Annotated in this window: 15 protein-coding genes and 1 tRNA gene; 6 read left to right on the plus strand and 10 right to left on the minus strand. The window is 59.4% G+C overall.

Annotation, left to right across the window (positions count from 1 at the left end; genetic code table 11):
- Nucleotides 1-35 precede the first annotated feature (35 nt).
- A complete protein-coding gene (locus ACQZ6D_RS14770; RefSeq protein WP_003515163.1) occupies nt 36-1,433 on the plus strand; it encodes an MDR family MFS transporter in 1,398 nt (465 codons plus the stop codon).
- On the opposite strand, the gene ACQZ6D_RS14775 is transcribed toward ACQZ6D_RS14770, so the two are convergent.
- The 3 genes from ACQZ6D_RS14775 to ACQZ6D_RS14785 form a co-directional block, all read right to left on the minus strand.
- Nucleotides 1,434-2,174 carry an RlmE family RNA methyltransferase gene (locus tag ACQZ6D_RS14775; protein ID WP_003515161.1) on the minus strand — a complete coding sequence of 247 codons (741 nt, stop codon included), beginning with the start codon at nt 2,172-2,174 and terminating at the stop codon, nt 1,434-1,436.
- The gene (locus ACQZ6D_RS14780) at nt 2,171-3,802 is read right to left on the minus strand and encodes a Ppx/GppA phosphatase family protein (protein WP_003515160.1); all 1,632 of its coding nucleotides are present in this window, start codon (nt 3,800-3,802) and stop codon (nt 2,171-2,173) included. Before ACQZ6D_RS14780 ends, ACQZ6D_RS14775 begins: the two co-directional genes overlap by 4 nt.
- A 166-nt stretch (nt 3,803-3,968) precedes the next feature.
- A tRNA-His gene (locus ACQZ6D_RS14785) sits at nt 3,969-4,045 on the minus strand.
- A 361-nt stretch (nt 4,046-4,406) separates the two neighbouring features.
- Here ACQZ6D_RS14785 and ACQZ6D_RS14790 point away from each other — a divergent pair.
- Both ACQZ6D_RS14790 and ACQZ6D_RS14795 read left to right on the plus strand, forming a co-directional pair.
- Nucleotides 4,407-8,153: a PAS domain-containing sensor histidine kinase gene (locus ACQZ6D_RS14790; RefSeq protein WP_065703847.1), complete on the plus strand. Its 3,747-nt coding sequence runs from the start codon at nt 4,407-4,409 to the stop codon at nt 8,151-8,153.
- 85 nt (nt 8,154-8,238) lie between these two features.
- The gene (locus tag ACQZ6D_RS14795; RefSeq protein WP_065703845.1) at nt 8,239-9,897 is read left to right on the plus strand and encodes an ABC transporter permease; all 1,659 of its coding nucleotides are present in this window, start codon (nt 8,239-8,241) and stop codon (nt 9,895-9,897) included.
- Nucleotides 9,898-10,208: 311 nt separating this feature from the next.
- Here the strand turns inward: ACQZ6D_RS14795 and ACQZ6D_RS14800 are convergent, their stop codons facing one another.
- From ACQZ6D_RS14800 to ACQZ6D_RS14820, 5 genes are all read right to left on the minus strand, one after another.
- Nucleotides 10,209-11,021, minus strand: a complete 813-nt coding sequence (locus ACQZ6D_RS14800; protein ID WP_003515157.1) for an ABC transporter permease — start codon at nt 11,019-11,021, stop codon at nt 10,209-10,211.
- A gap of 4 nt (nt 11,022-11,025) precedes the next feature.
- Nucleotides 11,026-11,934 carry an ABC transporter permease subunit gene (locus ACQZ6D_RS14805; RefSeq protein ID WP_003515156.1) on the minus strand — a complete coding sequence of 303 codons (909 nt, stop codon included), beginning with the start codon at nt 11,932-11,934 and terminating at the stop codon, nt 11,026-11,028.
- An 11-nt stretch (nt 11,935-11,945) separates the two neighbouring features.
- Nucleotides 11,946-13,103: an ABC transporter ATP-binding protein gene (locus ACQZ6D_RS14810; RefSeq protein ID WP_112958865.1), complete on the minus strand. Its 1,158-nt coding sequence runs from the start codon at nt 13,101-13,103 to the stop codon at nt 11,946-11,948.
- Nucleotides 13,104-13,282: 179 nt separating this feature from the next.
- Nucleotides 13,283-14,380, minus strand: coding sequence for a polyamine ABC transporter substrate-binding protein (locus tag ACQZ6D_RS14815; protein ID WP_003515154.1), 1,098 nt, complete (start codon nt 14,378-14,380; stop codon nt 13,283-13,285).
- A 151-nt stretch (nt 14,381-14,531) separates the two neighbouring features.
- Nucleotides 14,532-15,947 (minus strand): helix-turn-helix domain-containing protein, encoded by a 1,416-nt coding sequence (locus ACQZ6D_RS14820; RefSeq protein WP_003515152.1) that lies wholly within the window; start codon nt 15,945-15,947, stop codon nt 14,532-14,534.
- 254 nt (nt 15,948-16,201) lie between these two features.
- Here ACQZ6D_RS14820 and aceA point away from each other — a divergent pair, with 254 nt between their 5' ends.
- Complete coding sequence (gene aceA, locus ACQZ6D_RS14825) at nt 16,202-17,491, plus strand: isocitrate lyase (protein WP_013635503.1); 1,290 nt, start codon at nt 16,202-16,204, stop codon at nt 17,489-17,491.
- An 83-nt stretch (nt 17,492-17,574) separates the two neighbouring features.
- Nucleotides 17,575-17,832: an SMc00767 family acetate metabolism repressor gene (locus tag ACQZ6D_RS14830; RefSeq protein WP_003515151.1), complete on the plus strand. Its 258-nt coding sequence runs from the start codon at nt 17,575-17,577 to the stop codon at nt 17,830-17,832.
- A gap of 6 nt (nt 17,833-17,838) precedes the next feature.
- Here ACQZ6D_RS14830 and ACQZ6D_RS14835 read toward each other — a convergent pair whose 3' ends face one another.
- Complete coding sequence (locus ACQZ6D_RS14835) at nt 17,839-18,711, minus strand: LysR family transcriptional regulator (protein WP_112752196.1); 873 nt, start codon at nt 18,709-18,711, stop codon at nt 17,839-17,841.
- Nucleotides 18,712-18,794: 83 nt separating this feature from the next.
- Here ACQZ6D_RS14835 and ACQZ6D_RS14840 point away from each other — a divergent pair, with 83 nt between their 5' ends.
- The gene (locus tag ACQZ6D_RS14840) at nt 18,795-19,142 is read left to right on the plus strand and encodes a hypothetical protein (protein ID WP_003515148.1); all 348 of its coding nucleotides are present in this window, start codon (nt 18,795-18,797) and stop codon (nt 19,140-19,142) included.
- Nucleotides 19,143-19,252: 110 nt separating this feature from the next.
- Here the strand turns inward: ACQZ6D_RS14840 and ACQZ6D_RS14845 are convergent, their stop codons facing one another.
- Nucleotides 19,253-20,434 carry an NAD(P)/FAD-dependent oxidoreductase gene (locus tag ACQZ6D_RS14845; RefSeq protein WP_448729791.1) on the minus strand — a complete coding sequence of 394 codons (1,182 nt, stop codon included), beginning with the start codon at nt 20,432-20,434 and terminating at the stop codon, nt 19,253-19,255.
- Nucleotides 20,435-20,453: the final 19 nt, after the last annotated feature.

A 20,453-nucleotide genomic window follows, 5' to 3' on the forward strand; every position in this document is an offset into this window, starting at 1 on the left:
TACCATTGTCGCAGCGGAGAGCCGCAGGCAGCCTCATGAACCGCATCATTCCCCTGATCCTGGCAGTCGCTCTCTTCATGGAGCAGATGGACTCCACCGTAATCGCAACGTCGCTTCCGGCCATTGCGGCCGATCTTCATGTGGGTCCGATCACGCTCAAGCTCGCACTGACGGCCTATATGGTGTCGCTGGCGATTTTCATTCCCATCAGCGGCTGGATGGCCGACAAATACGGCGCCAAGAAAATCTTCCGTTTCGCCATCGGCGTCTTCGTCGTCGGTTCGATCTGCTGCGCGGTCTCGTCATCGGTATTCGAATTCGTCGTTTCGCGCTTCCTGCAAGGCATGGGCGGGGCGATGATGACGCCCGTTGGCCGCCTCGTCCTCCTGCGGACGACGCAACGCAGCGAGCTGGTTTCCGCCATGGCGCTTTTGACGATACCGGCGCTTGTCGGGCCTCTGACCGGCCCGCCGATCGGCGGCTTCATCACCACCTATTTTTCATGGCACTGGATTTTCCTCATCAACGTGCCCATCGGCGTTATCGGCATCTGGCTGTCGACGATCTTCCTGCCGGAAATCGAGACCACCAATCCGCCACCGATGGACGGCAAGGGTTTCGTATTATCCGGTCTTGCAGCATCGGGCGTGGTTTTCGGCGTGTCGGTCGTCAGCCTTCCTGCACTGCCGCCCGCCATCGGCATCGCTTCGACGGTCATCGGTTTCATCTGCGGCTTTCTTTATGTGCGCCACGCGGCAAACCATCCTGCTCCCATTCTGGATTTCCGCATTTTCCGCAACCCGACATTCCGGGCGGCCACCGTTGGCGGCACCGCCTTCCGCATTTCCACAGGCGCCATTCCCTTCCTGATGCCGTTGATGTTGCAGATCGGTTTCGGGCTCAACCCGTTTCAATCAGGCATGATCACCTTTGCCGGGGCAATCGGCGCGATCACCACGAAATTCATGGCCAAGCGGGTCTTTGCCGCAACGGGGTTCAGATCAACGCTGATCGGAGCCGGCATCGTCGGCGCCTTCACGACGCTCGCCAACAGCTTCTTCACGCCGGAAACGCCCTACCCGCTGATCATGATCTGCCTGGTCACGGCGGGCTTTGCCCGTTCCTTCTTCTTTACCGGATCCAACGCGCTCAGCTATTCCGATATAGACGACAGCCAGGCAAGTCAGGCGACTTCGATGGCATCCGTGCTGCAACAGATCAGCCTTGCGCTCGGCGTGGCTTTCGCAGCCGCCATCCTGGAAGTCAGCAGCATGTTATCCGGCTCGCATCTGCAGCTTGCCGATTTCCACGTTGCCTTCACCATCGTGGCGCTGGTCTCGCTGTTTGCAATCGTGCCGATCATCCGCATGGACGCGCAAGCGGGCGCGGCCGTTTCCGGCCACCGCGGCAAGGTCTCGCAACCGGCAGAGTGATTAGTCTTCGTCCGCCTCATCCACGTGCATAACGGACTGCGTTTCGGCTGTCCGGCCCTTGAAATGCTTGGCGAGCAGGAACATTTCGACCGATTCCGAGCGCGAGGACGCCGGCTTGATATGCAGGACCTGCTTGAAGTTCTTCTTCAGCATGTCGAGCAATGCCTTTTCCGTGCCGCCCTGGAAGGTCTTGGCGAGGAAATGGCCGCCTTCCGCCAGCACCTGAACCGCGAAATCGGCCGCGACTTCGCACAGATGCATGGTGCGGATGTGGTCCGTCTTCTGGTGGCCCGTGGTTGGTGCAGCCATGTCGGACAGTACCAGATCCGGCGTGCCGCCAACGGCCTCCATCAACTGGTCCGGTGCGGTCGGATCGAGGAAGTCGAGCTGCAGGATCTTCACGCCGGGGATGGGATCGATTTCGAGAAAATCGATAGCGGCGACGCGGATATCATCCTCGGTGGAATCCGTCACCTTAGAAGCGATCTGCGACCAGCTTCCGGGTGCCGCACCAAGGTCGATGATGCGGGTGGCACCCTTCAGGATCTGGTGCTTGTCGTTGATTTCCAGAAGCTTGAAGGCGGCGCGGGCGCGATAGCCTTCCAGCTTGGCGCGCTGCACATAGGGGTCGTTGATATGACGTTCCAGCCAGCGGCGCGATGAGGCCTTGAGCTTGGTCTTCTTGACCTTCTGACCGATCTTTCGGCCGGTGCGATTGGTGCTTGTGGGCGCCTTGCTCATGTCAAACCTTCCGTTCTGTCCTGCCGTGCCATCTGCATGCGCCTTATCCGGTTACGCCGCCATGCGCCGTCATCCGCCATCATATCCGTCAACAGGCCTTCGCGCAGCCCGCGATCGGCCACACGCATGCGCCGCGCCGGCCAGCGACGGCGAATGGCCTCGAGGATGGCGCAGCCGGCCAGAACCAGATCGGCCCTGTCAGGACCGATGCAGGCATTGGCGGCGCGGCCGGCAAAATCCCATGCCAGAAGCTTGTCCTGCATCGCCGTCACCTCGGTATCTGAAAGCCAGAGGCCATCCACCTTGCGGCGATCGTAGCGCGGCAGGTCGAGGTGAACGCCCGCAAGCGTCGTCACCGTACCCGAGGTTCCGATCAGGTGAAAATCCTCGTGATGCGCAAGCGGCGCCAGAGGCGGGCACTGGAAGGCATCCAGCAGCCCTTCGACTTCCCGCACCATGGCGGCAAACACATCCGGCGTCACATCGCGGCCGCCATGGCGTTCCGAGAGGGTAACAACGCCGACCGGCAACGATGTCCAGTGGGTGATGTGGTTGGCGAGCCGGTTGGAACGGTTTTCGCCGACCTTGATGACCGCGATTTCCGACGATCCGCCGCCTATATCGAACAGCACCACCGAACGGGCTTCACGCCCGACCAGGGAGGCGCAACCCGAAACGGCGAGACGCGCTTCCGTCTCGCGGCTGATGATCTCAAGCTTGAGCCCGGTTTCCCGGGTAACCCGCTCCAGAAACTCCTCGCCATTGGTTGCTGCCCGGCAAGCTTCGGTGGCGATGAGGCGCATACGCCTGATCGGGCGTCCAGCAAGTTTCGAGGAGCAGACCTTGAGAGCCTCCACCGCGCGATCCATGGCATCGTCTGAAAGACGGCCGGTCGATACCAGCCCCTCGCCCAGCCGGACGATGCGCGAAAAGGCATCGACGACCCGGAACTGGCCGGGCCGTGTCGGCTGCGCGATCAGCAGTCGGCAATTATTGGTTCCGAGATCGAGCGCCGCATACATGTCCGTTGCGAATTCGGAGCCATGCTCTTGATGGCGGGCGCCGTGACGGGCGGACATTTCGGATTGTTGCCGGTGCGGTTCCTGAGCCGTCCCATTGGCGCGACCGTTCTGCTTGCCAACATGTCGGGGCGCATGGGAGGGAACCAGCGGGCGACCCTGCGGATCGCGGCTGCGCGGATCACGGTGAGCCCGCTTGCGGTTACGCGACTTGCGACCACCGGCAGGCGGCACGGAGGATGGATTGGTGGCATCCGTTGCGACGACAGCCTCTGGCTGTTCACTGGCAGCAGGCGGCGTCTGATGGGAGGTGCCTTTGCCACGGGAACGCCGACGCCGCTTTCTTTTGCGCGGTTCGGCATCCGGCTCGAGAGCCGATACATAGGGGGAACCGGCCGGAACATCCGCGGCAACATCATGCGACAGCACAGCAACGTCACGGGGTTTACCGTCACGCCTGTTTTTCTTGCCACGACGGGATCGCTTCGCTTTCCCTTTGTTTGCCACCGACGCCCCTTGTTCCGACGGCTTTGGGCCGTTTCCGGGGTCGATCACTGTCTTGTCCATTTCGCCGCGCACAAGCGTAGACGCTATGCTGCTGGCTTTCATAAGGTTTCGTTGGGCGGACAATACCAGCGCAAGAGATTTTAGCCAAATGGTTTTTGGAAGGGAGGAAACCGCACAGTCGACGCGCAGCAAAGACATGCGTTTGCGATAACCCAAATCGGGTTTGAAATCGCTGCAATGATTTTCAGGAATTTTAGGAAATTGGAGATGGTACGGTTGGGGGGTCTCGAACCTCCGACCTCAGGTGCCACAAACCTGCGCTCTAACCAACTGAGCTACAACCGCACATCAAACGCCGAACCGGCGCCACGGGGGGTGACATAAAAGGTGTTTTTGCTATTTGCAAGTCCTTCAGCGAATTTTGCGAAAAAAGGCTTGGAAAGGCAAGCGGTTTTCATGGCGCCAGAGCTGGCAACAGTCGATAGCCGGGTATACCGCTTGCAATCTGGAACGGGGCCAGAACGGGTCTTGCCGGGCCTGTTCATGTTAACTCTATTTGGCGATTCATTCAGGCGGCGGTGGACCGCGCCGCCCTGTGAAGTTATTTAAAATTCTGTTAACGTGGTGCCTCAGCGGGTTTACGTTTCAGCTTCATGAGGAAGCCGAAAGCCTCGCAAGGTCCGGTAGTGCCAGAATAGGTTTCGACATGCCCGCCGTCCAGTATCCCTTTATCGATATCGCAGTGCATGAACGGGTGCGCGAAGGTTTCGGGCGCGGCGAGGCGATGGCTTTGTTCTCGCTCGATCTTCAGAGTGCGCTCTGGGCCAATGGGCGCGGTGCAGCGCTGTTCGGCACGCCGATGGTCTATGATTTTCTGGAACAGGGACCCAAACGGCAGGACGTGACCTTCCGGCAGCTGGCCGCGACGGCGGCGCGTCTTTCGAAGACGGGCGACAGCCTGCCGTTTACCATTCGTATCAATGCGGGCTTCCGCAGCCTTGCCGTTACCGCCAAGGTGGAAATCATCGAGGCCGAACCGGGCCAGCCTGCTATTCTGTTTTCCGCCCTCACCGATCAGGCCGCACCCGACACGGCGGAATGCGCAAGGCGCATGATTGAAGGCTTTGACGATCCCGATATCCATATCGCTGTCATCAATGGCGATAACGAGGTCGTTGCCGCTTCGGCCAAGTTTGCGTCGCTCGGCATCACGCCGCATACGGCAAGGACGCTGGTTAGGATGGCCGCAGGTCAGGCTGGCCACCTCGTCAAACGGCCCGTGCCGACCGGCAAGGGTTACATGCCCGCCGCCGCCGGCCAGATCACGATATCGCCAGAACTCAATCTGTTGTTCGTGGTCGAAACCGCGCTCGGGACACTCGATCCCGTTAACGGATTTGCCGAAGACAAGCCGCAGGAAACCCCGGCCGCCGCCCAACCGGCTTTGCCGGTTGCCGAGACCGCGCCTGTTGCCGCAACGGCTGCCTCGTTCGATTCCGTGCTCGACGCCGTCGCCGGGATAGAAGATGTGGAGGACGTGCCGGAACTGCCTTCCGACGTCGAAGACGAAGTGACGGTGGAACAGGATGAGGAAACCGTCCTGCCATTGCTTGCAGCAGAAGAAGAAACGGATGCTCCGGCGGATGTCCCGCTGGAGGATGCCGATACGGCTGCGAATGCGGCGACGACGGACGATATTGCCGATATCTTCGAACTGGATACGGATGAGGCAGAGGTTCCGGCAGCTGGCCAGGATTCCAGCGAAGACCATACCGAACAGGCCCCGGACGTGGAGCGCGCAGAGGCGGAAGATGAGGTAGCTGAAACAATGGCGGCGCAGGACGCTGCACCCGTTGAAGAGGATCTCCCGGCGGCCGTGGAACCGACCGACGAACCCCAGCCTTTTGTCTTCGACGCCGGTGCGCGTGCATCCCGTTTCGTCTGGAAAATCGATGCCGAGGGCCGCTTCAGCTCGATCTCGCACGAATTTGCGGAGGCTGTGGGCGCGAAGGCGGCAGCTGTCGAAGGCATGAGTTTTGCCGATGTGGCGGCACTGTTCAATCTCGATCCGGAAGGCAAGATTCGCGAGCTTCTCGGCCGCCGTGATACCTGGTCTGGCAAGACGATCTATTGGCCGGTTGAAGGCACGTCCCTGATGGTGCCGATCGATCTCGCCGCCCTTCCCACCTATACGCGCTCGCGCGAATTTGACGGTTTCCGTGGTTTCGGCATCGTGCGGCTGGCCGATGCCGCAGAGGATCCGCACGCCACCGGCCTCACCTTCCTGCACGGCGAAGACATCCTTCAAACCGAGGTTTTGCCGCAGCCGGCTGCCGAGGATGAAGACGAGGAATTGCTGGCTTTTCTCGATGAGCTCGATGAGGAAACCCCGGCCGCTGAAGATGCGCCAGCCGAGATTTCGGACGAAGAGCGGCCCCACGATTACAGCCCGCCGGAATTCGAAGTGCCGGCCTTGGCAATCGTACCGACCCCGGAACCAGAGCCGGAGCCAACCTACTCCGACAAGGTCGTCCATCTGGAAGAGCGCCGCTGGCGCTCCCGCGAGGGCCTGACCGCAGGCGAGCAGGCCGCCTTCCGCGAAATCGGCCGGACGCTGGCACCCGTAGATGCCGTTTCAGACGAGGGCCCGAAGGCGGAAGAAGACGCTCCTTCTACCGATCCGGCTGCACAGCACGTCCAAGACGATATCGACGCGGTAACACAGGTGGACCTGCTGCCCGTGCTGGAAGAAGACGTTAATGCCGCAGAACCGGCTGAGGAAGACGATCTCTTCGCGGACTATGTTCGCGGCGAACGCCCTGCGGCCACGAACAAGCCTGCCGATGAAATCCAGATCGAAGAAAAGACAGTCGCCTTCACCGAGGTGGTACCGGCGGCCGATATCGCCGCTGCGATGGTTAGCCCACCGCTGCGACCCGCCGATGCGCTGAGCGCCGAAACGCTGGACCAGATGCCCGTGGCACTGCTGGTGCATGCCGGTGACAGGCTGATCCATGCCAATCCGGATTTCCTGCGGCTGACGGGCTACGGCTCTCTTGATGAATTGGACGAGGTCGGTGGACTGGAAGCCCTGCTGCAACGGCAGGAGCTTGAGGATATGCCTGATAACGAAGGCGGCATGGTCGTCGTCAGCGCCGAAAATGACATCATTCCGGTCAAGGCACGGCTGCAATCCATCCGCTGGGAAGACACCAAGGCGCTGATGCTGTCGCTGGTTCCGCTGGAAGAAAAGCAGGCACCGGTTACGGCAGCCAACGAGAATACGTCAGCGGCGGAAACCGCGAGTGCCGACACAGGCAGCGTTTCCGTATTGCAAGGCGAAGTCGAAGAACTGCATTCCATTCTGGAAACGGCAACGGATGGCGTGGTGCTTTTGGGAGACGACGGCGAAATCCGTTCGCTCAATCGCTCCGCCAGTGCGCTATTCAACTACGACAATGGCGAAATCGCAGGAAAGCCCTTCGTCACCCTGTTTGCGCATGAGAGCCAGCGCGCGGTGCTGGACTATCTTTCCGGCCTTGCCAATAACGGTGTCGCCAGCGTGCTGAACGATGGCCGCGAGGTGATCGGCCGCGAGGCATCCGGCGGTTTTCTGCCGCTGTTCATGACGATCGGGCGGCTCAAATCCTCGCACGGCTATTGCGTGGTCATCCGTGACATCACCCAGTGGAAGCGCACGGAAGAAGAGTTACGCAACGCCAAGCGCGCGGCGGAAACCGCCAATGCGCACAAGACCGATTTTCTTGCGCGTGTCAGCCACGAAATCCGCACGCCTCTCAACGCCATCATCGGCTTCGCGGACATGATGGCGACCGAGCGTTTCGGGCCGATCGGTCATCCGCGTTATGTGGAATATTCCAATGATATCGGACGTTCGGGCCGGCATGTGCTCGATATCGTCAACGACCTCCTCGACATCTCCAAGATCGAAGCCGGTCAGATGGATGTCGATTTCATCGCGGTTCCGCTGAACGAGACGGTGGCCGAGGCGGTCTCGCTGGTGCAGCCGCAGGCCAACAATCAGCGTGTCATCATCCGCACGGCGCTTTCGCAATCCGTTCCACAGATCGTTGCCGACCTGCGCTCGATCAAGCAGATCGTGCTCAACATCCTGTCGAACGCCATCCGCTTCACGCCATCAGGCGGCCAGATCGTGGTTTCCACCGCCTATGAGGCCAATGGCAGCGTCGCGCTGCGTATCCGCGACACCGGCATCGGCATGACCCGAGCTGAGCTGGAACAGGCCATGAAGCCGTTCCGGCAGGTGGCGTCATCGGGCAAGCGCGTGCGCGGCGATGGCACCGGGCTCGGCCTTCCCTTGACCAAGGCGATGGTGGACGCCAACCGTGCGAACTTCTCCATCACCTCGACACCGAACGAGGGAACGCTGGTGGAAATTACCTTTCCATCGCAGCGGGTTCTTGCCAACTAAGGCCATGCGGGCGTAGCAATGCGGGAACCGCCGGCTAAACGGACAGCCGGTTGAGGCTTTCGCAGGACAGCAGGCTGGCATTTCCATGACGGTTTCCATTCCGGCAACAAGACGCGTTTCATTGTTGCCCATCACGGCGGTCATCGTCGCAGCCATCGCCGCCATGCCTGTTCTGGCGGTCTTCTGGCTGGCGCTGACCGGCAGCACGGAAGGATGGCAACACCTTCTAGCCAATGTTCTGCCGCGCGCCGGGTTTCGAACCTTCCTGCTGCTGGCGATGACGGCCGCAACGACGGCATTCTTCGGCATTGTCTGCGCCTGGCTCGTCACCACATTCGAATTCCCTTTGCGGCGGGTATTGTCGGCGGCACTTGTCCTGCCGCTCGCCATTCCCTCGTATCTGGCAGCCTATGCTTTCGGCGAGTTCCTGGATTTCACCGGCCCGGTACAAAGCGCCCTTCGCGCCGTCTTCGGCTATCACAGCATCCGCGACTACTGGTTTCCGGACGTACGCTCGCTTGGCGGCGCCGTGGTGGTTCTGAGTTCGGTGCTTTACCCTTATGTCTATCTCTCGGCCCGCGCCGCCTTTTCCATGCAGGGACGGTTTGCGGCCGAAGCTGCGCGCACGCTTGGTGCGAAACCGCTTGGCGTATTCTTTTCCGTGCAATTGCCAATGGCGCGGCCGGCGATCGCCATCGGTCTTTCGCTGGTTCTGATGGAAACGCTGAACGATATTGGCGCTGTCGAATATCTCGGTGTCCAGACGCTGACTTTCACGATTTACGAGACCTGGCTCAATCGCGGCAATCTTGCCAATGCCACACAGATCGCCGCCGTCATTCTGCTCATCGTTGGTGCGTTGATCTTCATCGAACGCAATGCCCGCGAAAAACAACGCTTTGCCGCTCCAAAAGCCACGACCATGGCGCAACGCCACCGGTTGAAAAGCCTTCGCGGCTGGCGGCGCTGGTCTGCAAGCCTCTTCTGCGTCGCTCCTGTGGCGAGTGGTTTCCTCATTCCCGTCATCGTTCTTGGCGGTTACGCCGCAAAAAGGCTGGATGCGCTGTTTGCGCCGAAGCTGCTGAAAGCGCTCGGTCACAGTCTCGAGGTCTCGCTTTCCGCCGCCTTCGTCACCCTGATTGCGGCTTTCGTATTTTCCTATGCCATCCGCACCGAGCGCTCGCGCACGTCAAAGGTGGCCGCGCGACTTGGCTCCATGGGATATGGCGTGCCGGGAACGGTGCTCGCCATCGGCGTGCTCATTCCCCTGGCCGGTCTCGACAATCACGTCGACGGGTTTGTCCGCTCCCATTTCGGATTTTCGAGCGGCCTGCTGCTGTCAGGCACTGCCTTTGCCATCATCTACGCCCATTCGGTGCGCTTCATGACCATGGCGGAGGGAACGCTTGATGCCGGGTTCCAGAAGCTCTCGCCGCATATCGACATGGCCTCGCGAACGCTTGGGCGCAACCGGTTGCAGACACTGTTCAAGGTGCTGTTGCCGAATATGCGGCCTGCGGCGCTGACAGCCTTTCTTCTGGTACTGATCGAATCCATGAAGGAGCTGCCGGCGACGATCCTGCTGCGGCCCTTCGGCTTCAACACGCTCGCCACGCTGGTCTATGAAGACGCGTCCCGCTCAAGGGTGCAGGATGCCGCCGTGCCGGCGATCATCATCATCATTGCCGGGCTTATCCCCGTGCTTCTCGTGTCGAAATCGATGGATCATCCGGAAAACCGCTGAAGGCAACCCGCATGGCGGCAAAAAGAAAGGCGGCCTCTCGGCCGCCTGTATTAGTTGTGCTTTTTTAACGAGAGAAAGGGGGACAACCTCGCCATATGGAAATTATCAATCCCGGCTATCTAAAGTTTGACAGCCCTGCGTTGGGATTTACTTTCCGCCAACTCCTATTAACAAGCGGTTAAAACCAAAATCGATCAATTACCGACGATAATTCCTATTTTGAGACCGTAAAAGTCAAAAACTAAATTACAGGTTTCTAATTTTATCGACGCCTCAACAGTAACGCGTAGAAATCGGAGAGGAATATTCGATCAGTTGCGCGCGGCTGCGTGTTCGTCCTTCATCCGCTGGAGTTCCGTGCGTTTGGAGGCGATGGAAGCGACAATCACGCCGATTGTGACAAGCCCGATAAGGATCGTGCAGATGGCGTTGATCTCAGGTGTGACGCCAAGACGAACCTGCGAATAAATCTTGATCGGCAGCGTCGTCGCACCTGGACCAGTGGCGAAACTTGCGATCACGAGATCATCGAGCGACAGCGTAAACGCCAACATCCAGCCGGCGATGACGGCCGGGAAGATCAGCGGCAGGGTAATTTTGAAGAAGGTCTTGACCGGCGGGCAACCGAGATCGAGCGCTGCTTCCTCGAGGCTGCGATCAAAGGTCAACAGACGCGACTGCACGACGATTGCCACATAACACATGGTGAAGGTGGTGTGGGCGATGACCACCGTCCAGAAGCCGCGATCCACCCCAACGGCCACGAACAGCAAAAGCAGCGACAGACCGGTAATAACCTCCGGCATGACGAGCGGCGCATAGATCATGCCCGAAAACAGCACGCGTCCCGGAAAGCGCGCAAAGCGCGTCAGAGACAGCGCCGCCAGCGTTCCGAGGATGGTGCCGATGGTGGCGCTCAAAATACCGACACGAAGCGTCACCCAGGCTGCATCCATCAGCCCCTGGTTCGACCACATGGACTTGTACCATTGCAGCGAAAATCCGCCCCAGACGGTGACCAGCTTCGAGGCATTGAAGGAATAAACGATCAGGATGATGATCGGGATATAGAGAAAGGCAAAACCGAGGGTCAGGACGGTGATGTCGAATTTTCCGCGTTTCATGGCCTCACCCGACTTTCTTCTGCTGGTTCTGGAAGATGGCGATGGGCACCACCAGCAACAGTAGAAGCAGCACCGCAACGGCGGATGCCAGGGGCCAGTCGCGGTTGCCGAAGAATTCCGTCCAGAGCGTCTTGCCGATCATCAGCGTCTGCGCACCGCCAAGCAGATCGGGAATGACGAATTCGCCGGTTATCGGGATGAAACAGATCATCGACCCGGCCACCACGCCCGGAAGCGACAGCGGGAAGGTAATCTTCCAGAAGGCTTTCCAGGGCGGGCAACCCAGATCGGCCGCCGCTTCCAGAAGCGTATTGTCGAATTTTTCCAGCGCCGAATAAAGCGGCAGCACCATGAACGGCAGATAGGAATAGACGATTCCGATGAAGATCGCCGTCTCGGTGCGGAAGATATTGACCTGCTGGTCCGGCCCCAGAAAACCGAGCCATTGGAACAGCACCGTCAGCAGACCTTCGGGCTTCAGAATACCGATCCAGGCGTAAACGCGGATCAGGAACGAGGTCCAGAACGGCAGGATGACCAGCATCACCAGCGTTGGGCGGATGGATGACGGCGAACGCGCCATGGCAAGAGCCATGGGATAACCGATCAGCAACAGCAGGAAGGTGGAGATGAATGCGATGCGCAGCGACGAGAGATAGGCGTCGATGTAAAGCGGGTCTTCCGTCAGAAACAGGTAGTTTTCGAAATCCAGCTGCGAGAAGAATGCGCCAAGCTTCGAAAACCCTTCGAAGACTGGCGTATAGGGCGGCATGGATATCGCCGTATCCGAAAGCGATATTTTGAAGATGATGAAAAAGGGCGCTGCAAAAAACAGCATCAGCCAGAAATAGGGAACCGCGACGACCAGCCATCGCCAGGGACTTTGCCGGTTTTCAGGAGTGGTGATCGCCATAAAAGCCTCTCTCAGCGCGTTAGCACAAGACCGGAATCCTGTTTCCAGTTCAACCACACCATATCGCCGAAGGTGATCGGGCGATCCACGAGACGCGAGACATTCGCCTGCGCTGCACGGATGACACGGCCATCGGCAAGCTTGACGATGAACACCGAGAAGTCACCGAGATAGCCGATATCCCAGACTTCGCCATAAGCGGAATTGACGGCGCTGTCGGTGGGTTGATCGAGCGAGATGCGGACCTTTTCCGGGCGGATGGCGAAAGCCACCCGGCTTCCGGTGACAGCGGCGCATTCCTGCTCCACTGCAACTGTCAGCCCGTCGCAATCGAGTGTCACCAGTCCCGGCTTGCCGATATCGGACGCGTTAGTGACGACATTGGCGTCGAAAATATTGATGTCGCCGATGAAATCCGCCACGTAACGGCTGTTCGGCGCCTCGTAGATTTCGGCAGGCGTTGCCACCTGCACCACAATGCCCTTGTCCATGACCGCGATCCGGTCCGACACCGTCATTGCCTCTTCCTGGTCATGGGTGACGATCAGGAAGGTGAGGCCGAGATTGGTCTGGATGTCCATCAGCTCGAATTGGGTTTCCTCGCGCAGCTTCTTGTCGAGCGCACCGAGCGGTTCATCCAGCAAAAGCACCTTCGGCCGCTTGGCAAGCGAGCGGGCAAGCGCCACGCGCTGCCGCTGGCCGCCCGAAAGCTGGCTCGGCTTGCGCTTGGCAAACTCGCTGAGCTTGACGAGCCGCAGCATTTCCTCGACCCGCGAGGATACTTCTGCCTTGGGCAGACCGTCCTGCTCCAGACCAAAGGCAATGTTCTTCTCCACCGACATATGCGGGAAAAGGGCGTAGGACTGAAACATCATATTGGTCGGGCGCTTGTAGGGCGGCACGCCGGAAATATCCTTGCCCTGGAGGAGAATACGCCCATTGGTCGGTTCCTCGAAACCGGCCAGCATGCGCATCAGCGTTGTCTTGCCGCAGCCGGAAGGACCGAGCAGCGAAAAGAACTCCCGTTCGTAAATATCGAGCGTCAGATTATCGACGGCGACGAAATCGCCAAACCGCTTGGTGACGTTTTCAAAACGGATGAAGGGAACCGCATCGGGATTGTCCCAAGGGCTAAATTTGCGTTTGACCGGCCCCAGAGTTTTCGCCATTCACCCTACCCTCAAATCCCGTTGATTTTGTAGATTTGAGCATCGGATTTCCCGAAAACCGCGTCACACTTTTCGGTCCGATGCCATGAGGCGGGCAGCGCCGGCAGGTTGCGTGACCTGCCGGCAAGGTATCAGAGAAACAGGCCCGCCGGCCGTTTCTCAACCAGCGCGCGGAGCTATCAGCTACCGGTCTTTATCTGCGTCCAGACACGGTTCAAGACACGCTGTTCCTTCGGTCCGTAGGGTGAGATGGTGAAGAGCTTCTTCATCGTCTCGGCATTGGGGTAGACCGCCGGGTTCTTGGCAACCGACGGATCCATCAGCGCCTGCGAGGCAAGGTTGCCGTTCGCATACTGAACATAGTTAGACGCCTTGGCGATGACTTCCGGCCGCATCAGGTAGTTTATGAAAGTGTGAGCTTCCTCGACATTCTTGGCATCCGCCGGGATGGCAAGGTTGTCGAACCACATATAGGTGCCTTCCTTCGGGATGACGTAGTTCACCTCGACGCCGTTCTTGGCTTCTTCGGCACGCTTTTTCGCCTGAAGAATGTCACCCGACCAGCCGATCGTGATGCAGCTGTCGCCATTTGCCAGCTCGTCGATATAGGCGGAGGAGTTGAAGGTCTTCACGAAGGGACGGATCTTCGAATAGACGGCACCGCCCGCTTCCAGATCGGCCGTTTCCTTGCTGTCCGGGTTCTTGCCGAGGTAATTCATCGCGATGGCGAAGGTCTCGTCCGATGCATCGAGAATATTGATGCCACAGGATTTCAGCTTTTCGGCATTTTCCGGCTTGAAGAGAATATCCCAGCTGTCGACCGGAACATCACCGAGAGCCGCCTTCACCTTGGCGACGTTATAGCCGATGCCTGTTGTGCCCCACATGTAGTTCACGGCATACTCGTTGCCGGGGTCGTATTTCGCCAGACGCTCGGAGACATCCGGCCACATGTTCTTCAGATTCGGCAACTTGGACTTGTCGAGTTTCTGGAAAACACCGGCATTGATCTGGCGGGCAAGGAAGGGGCCTGTCGGCACCACCACGTCGTAGCCGGAGCTGCCGGCCAGAAGCTTCGTTTCCACGAGTTCGTTGCTGTCGAATACATCGTAAACGACCTTGATGCCGGTTTCCTTGGTGAAATCGGTAAGGATCGATTCGTCGATATAATCCGACCAGTTAAAGACGTGAACGACCTTCTCCTGGGCCATTGCTGAGCCTGCAGCAACGAGCGCCGTCGTGAGAGCCAAAGTGAAACGGAGCGAACGGTTTTTCATGATTTCTCCTGTTAACGCATCCTCGTGACGGAAGCGTGATCCCCTTTTTTAGTGAGACTAGAAAGGAAAACAAAAGGGAGCAAGCGGGAAATGTGCAGCACAGCATTTTCAACCGAATGTGTTCCACCGGGAAAAAAGTGATGCGAAACCTCTACTGGAAGTCGAAAACACTAAGACCGGTCACCATTTCGTCCAGACCGAGCGGCCTCGTCAGCGGGGCCTCCGCCCGCGACAGACAGCCCTGCCTTTCACACAGCCGGCACGAGGGACCAATGGCAATGGTCGGCCCACCTGCGCCGGCAGCTCCATAAACCGTCTCCCCGGCCTGGGCGAGATCGCAGCCCAGAAGCACGGCCGTTCGCCGCACCCTTTCGCCGAAACCGGCCTGCGGGCCTTCAAGCGTGCGCGACACAGTCAGGAAGGCGTCACCGTCAGGCATCTCCACCGGCTCCACCAGCACCTGCCCCGGCTGGGCAAAAGCTGCGTGGATATTAAGACGCGGACAGAGGCCGCCAAACCGTGCCCTCGGGAAACCACCGGCGCCCGCAAGACGGAAACGGTTGCCGGCATTGTCAGTCTCCATCAGAAAGAACGGGATTGCCGCAGCCGTCGGCCTTTGCAGGCTGACGAGCCTGTTGGCGGCCTGCTCGAACGACACATTGAAGCGTGATCGCAGGACATCGAGATCGTATTTCGCGCGCTGGGCGGCACTCAAAAACGCACCATAGGGCATCATCAGGGCGTGGGCGGCATAACGCGCCAGCTCGAAGCGGGCGATGCGCCGTGCCTCCTCCCCCTTCAGGCCAAGCGTCTCCAGCTCAGCGCCAATCTCCTCTCGAAGCGCCAGAAGACAGGTTTCCATCGCCATTTCCCTGAGCTGATCCGGCTGCGACAGGCGCTCGGACAAAAACAGCCGCATGGAATGGCGGTCATAACGCCGCCGCAGATTGGGCATGGCATGGACCGGCAGAGTTCTGACCACGATACCGTGGTTTTTCTGAAGCCATGCGCGAAGGCCCGCGGCGAGATCTTCGCCCGCCGACAATTGCTTGTGGAGTTCTTCTGCCGCCGCATCGATGGAATGGACATAGGCCGGCCGGTTTTCAAAGACGTGCCGCACCTCGTCGATCGGCAGTCGGGTGGAGGAAAGCGCCGTCTCATGTCCTTCGCGCGCCAGAAGATCCGAGAGGTCGGAAAGGCGCTGCGCCTGTTCCCGATAGGCCCTATACAGCTTGACGACGCCACTTGCCGCATTGGGCGCGGCATCTGCCACCTCGATCAGCTCCTGCGGCGACGGCACCTCGCCCACCAAGAGCGGATCGGCGAAGACCTCGCGCAATTGCCCGGCGGAACCGGCACTCTCGCCTTGCAGGTCGTCCAGATCCACCTTGTAGACTGAAGCGAGCTTCAAGAGCAGCTGCACGGTCAGCGGCCGCTGATTGCGCTCGATGAGATTGAGGTAGGAAGGCGAGATCGCCAGCGCCTCGGCCATGGCCGTCTGCGTCAGCGCCAGACCGTTGCGAATACGACGTACGCGCGGGCCAGCAAAAATCTTGTTTTCCGACACAGCCTCAACCTCACATCGAAAGACTCATACAAGTCTGTTACAAAATCGCCGGGCATAATGCTTTTACAAAGTTTACAATTTTACAGCTCCACCCTGTAATGCATACTACAGCATAACCTCTTTCAAGTCACTGTTTTTATGTTTGTTCTGGCGCTCAAACTCATGAAAATGTAAATGTAGTCACATCGAACGGCACTTCACACAGCTGAAGACAGCACGTTTCTGAAACTGCATTTGTCATGGGAGAGAGAAGTATGACGGATTTTTACAAACTTGTTCCGGGCGCACCGCAGGGACGCTTCGACGGCATTGAGCGCACTTATACCGCCGCCGACGTGGAGCGGTTACGCGGCTCCGTTGAAATCCGCCATTCGCTGGCCGAGATGGGTGCCAATCGGCTGTGGAAGCTGATCAACGAAGAGAATTTCATCAATGCGCTCGGCGCGCTTTCCGGCAACCAGGCCATGCAGATGGTTCGCGCCGGGCTGAAGGCGATCTATCTTTCCGGCTGGCAGGTTGCGGCAGATGCCAACACGGCCTCCGCCATGTATCCGGACCAATCGCTCTACCCCGCCAATGCGGCGCCAGAGCTTGCAAAGCGCATCAACCGCACCTTGCAACGGGCAGACCAGATCGAGACGGCAGAGGGCAAGGGCCTTTCGGTCGACACGTGGTTCGCGCCTATCGTTGCCGATGCGGAAGCAGGTTTCGGGGGACCGCTCAACGCCTTCGAGATCATGAAGGCATTCATCGAGGCCGGTGCAGCCGGTGTACACTATGAAGACCAGCTGGCATCTGAAAAGAAGTGCGGCCATCTCGGCGGCAAGGTTCTGATCCCCACGGCGGCGCATATTCGCAACCTGACGGCGGCACGACTTGCAGCCGACGTCATGGGCGTGCCGACGCTGGTCATCGCCCGCACCGATGCGGAGGCAGCCAAGCTTTTGACCTCTGATATTGACGAGCGCGACCAGCCCTTCGTCGACTACGATGCCGGCCGCACCGTCGAGGGCTTCTATCAGGTGAAGAACGGTCTTGAACCCTGCATCGCCCGTGCGGTGGCCTATGCGCCCTATTGCGATCTGATCTGGTGCGAGACCTCCAAGCCAGATCTCGAGCAGGCGCGCAGGTTTGCCGAGGGCGTGCACAAGGTGCATCCCGGCAAGAAGCTCGCTTACAATTGCTCGCCGTCGTTCAACTGGAAAAAGCACCTCGACGACGCGACCATTGCCAAGTTCCAGCGCGAACTCGGGGCAATGGGCTACAAGTTCCAGTTCATCACGCTGGCCGGCTTCCACCAGCTGAATTACGGCATGTTCGAACTGGCGCGCGGCTACAAGGAGCGGCAGATGGCGGCCTATTCCGAGCTTCAGGAAGCGGAATTCGCGGCCGAGGTAAACGGCTACACCGCCACCAAGCACCAGCGCGAAGTCGGCACCGGCTACTTCGACGCCGTGTCGCTGGCAATCTCGGGCGGCACGTCTTCGACCACCGCCATGAAGGAATCCACCGAGCATGACCAGTTCCGCCCGGCGGCGGAATAAACTGGAAAACTGCCCTTCCCTTGAACGGGAAGGGCTTGCAAATCGCATCAAGAACCCCAACCAATAAAGAGAGGAGAAATGCCATGAATGCCCATAACCCCATCAAGACCCACGTCAAGGAACGCGCCGAGGAGCAGTCCTCCGCCATGACGCAGGATCAACAGGTCGCCATCCGCATGCTGGCCAACGATCTGCACCGCCTCAATCAGGCCGTCATGAAGGCAGTTGAGGCCGGTGTTTCTGTTGAACTCGTCCGCTCAGCCCGCCATCACGGCGGGGGCGGCAACTGGGGCGATCTTCTGATCCCGGTCATCGTTGCGCAGGGAAGTGCTGCTGCGTGACACCGCTCATGCCGGACGGCTTTTTCGTCCGGCGTACAAATCGGAATGTCGCTTGATGAGACGCGTCATCCGGTCCGCCACCGTCCGTATATCGCGACGGTGGCGATCGTCGTTGTTCATGACGATCCACTGGTTGTGACGAAGCGCTTCGATTTCGTCACCCTCACGCATCAGCCGCGCATCGGCATCGCCCACGAAACACGGCAGCACGGCAACCCCTGCTCCGGCCAGTGCCAGATCGAGCAGTGCCGTCGGCCTGCTAACCGTCACCACGATCTCATTACCACGGTTTTCATGCGGCCAGCGCAGGTAGGCGGAAATGGCGTTTTCTTCCGCCACCGCCAACCACCGGTCTGAAACGGAGCTGGCGGCGTTGCGCAACCTGTAGGGCGCATAGGCCACCTCCCCCGTCTTGATGGCAGCGAGGTTGCGTTCCTCGGGCTCGAAAGCGCGAATGCCGATGTCGTTTTCACGGTGCGCCAAAGACGCCCTTTGTTCGGCGATGAAAAGATCGATGCGGAAATCGTCGCGATCCGTGCAGATGGCGGAGAAATTTACTGCAAGCAGCCAGGCATTCCAGGTGCCGACGGCAATGCGCACGACGGAAGAGGCCGACGACGCCTTTTGCCATCCCTCGATATCCTTTGCCGCGTTTTCCATCGCCTGAAGGCGGTCAAACAGCGCGCGGCCATCCGGTGTCAGCGCGTATCCCGTCTGGCTGCGCTGGAACAGCGCCTTGCCGATACGTTCCTCCAGTTCGACCATGCGTCGCCCGATAGTCGCAGGGCTCAAACCCGTCAGCGCCGCAGCACCCGTCAGGCCGCCGCTGCGTGACACATCGAGGAAAAGTTGGTATGAATCCCAAGTGACGTTTTTCATTTATGAAAAACGTAGCGCATTTTCTTGCGCAGATAAATCAAAAAACGGCGTGCATCATGGCCCTCCGCAACATGGAGAGTGACATGCACGTATTTTATTCAGCATTGGCCATCATCGAAAACCAGACTCCGCGCACGCGGCGGGAAGCCATCCGGCAGGAAGAGAAATTCTATGCCGATATGGCCGAGGCATCCTGGCCGTGGCGGCTGTTTATCGCGGTTGCTGCAAGGGCGAAAGCGAAGAGCCTGACCTTAATAAAAAAGGGCGATCAGGGCAGCCACGGCACCGGCTGCGATTGCAGTCAGGCGAAAGGCCAACTGCCTGCTCTCGCTTTCGGCGCGGGCGATGGCAATGGCGCGAGGGCGGCGATGTGCGGATCTGTTCATGCGCGGGCTCCTGACGAAAAACTCAACCGACCCATGCCCTGTTAAGAGCCTCCAGCATGACATCATGTACAGCGGAACCACAACGCGATCCGGCTTTGCTGGCATTCTGTCAGGATGACTCCGTGCCCATTAACAAGGTGTTAATACGAGCGGTTTCAGGCGAATTCACCTGCTGCCTGACCGGAGGCCCAGGCCCACTGGAAATTATAACCGCCCAGCCAGCCGGTCACGTCAACACATTCGCCGATGAAATAGAGGCCGGCCACGGTTTTCGCTGCCATGCTGCGGGAATCGAGGCCGGTCGTATCCACGCCGCCAAGCGTGACTTCCGCCGTGCGATACCCCTCGGAACCGGCGGGTTTGATCTGCCAGTCCTGCACCTCATTCGCCAGGGTCGCCAGAGCCTTGTCTGACATATCGGCAAGGTTGCCGGTCAGCCCCGATTTTTCGACGACATGCTGCGCCAGCCGTTTCGGCAGGATTTCCGCAAGAGCTGTATGGGCCGACTGGCGGCCGTTCTTCTGTTTCGCTTCCTTTAGCAAGGCGACGATATCGCGCGCAGGCTCCAGTTTCAGGCGGATCGTATCGCCCTCCCGCCAATAGGAGGAGATTTGCAGGATTGAGGGGCCGCTCAGGCCCCGATGGGTAAACAGCAGTGCCTCGTTGAAAGCCGTTTTGCCATGGGAAATTTCGGCTGGCACGGCAACACCGGCAAGGGGGCTCAGCCTTTCCAGTGCCGCAGGATCAAGCGTCAGCGGCACGAGGCCAGGGCGCGTCTCGATGAGCGACAAGCCGAACTGCTCGGCGATCTGGTAGGCAAAACCCGTCGCACCCATTTTCGGGATCGACTTGCCGCCCGTTGCGACCACAAGGCTTTCCGCCTCGATGACGCCGCCCAAGGTCGTCACGCGAAACCGGCCGCCATCATGGGCGACATCAGAAACAGCGGTTTCCAGCCTCAATTTCACCTTTGCAGCCTGCATTTCGCCAAGCAGCATGCGGATGATGTCCTTGGCGCTATCGTCGCAGAACAGCTGCCCAAGCGTCTTTTCATGCCAGGCGATACGATGTTTTTCGACCAGAGCGATGAAATCGCGCGGCGTGTAACGGGCAAGTGCGGATTTGGCGAAATGCGGGTTGGCGGAGAGATAGTTCTTCGGCCCGGCATGGATGTTGGTGAAATTGCAGCGGCCGCCGCCGGAGATGCGGATTTTCTCGCCCGGCGCCTTGGCATGGTCGAGGATGATGACGGAGCGGCCGCGCTGGCCGGCGCGGATGGCGCACATCATGCCGGCAGCCCCCGCCCCCAAAATCAGCACGTCACATTTGTCTGCCATAGTTGTTTTCCGTTTGCTT

It is taken from the genome of Agrobacterium sp. 22-3639C2 (assembly GCF_053522105.1).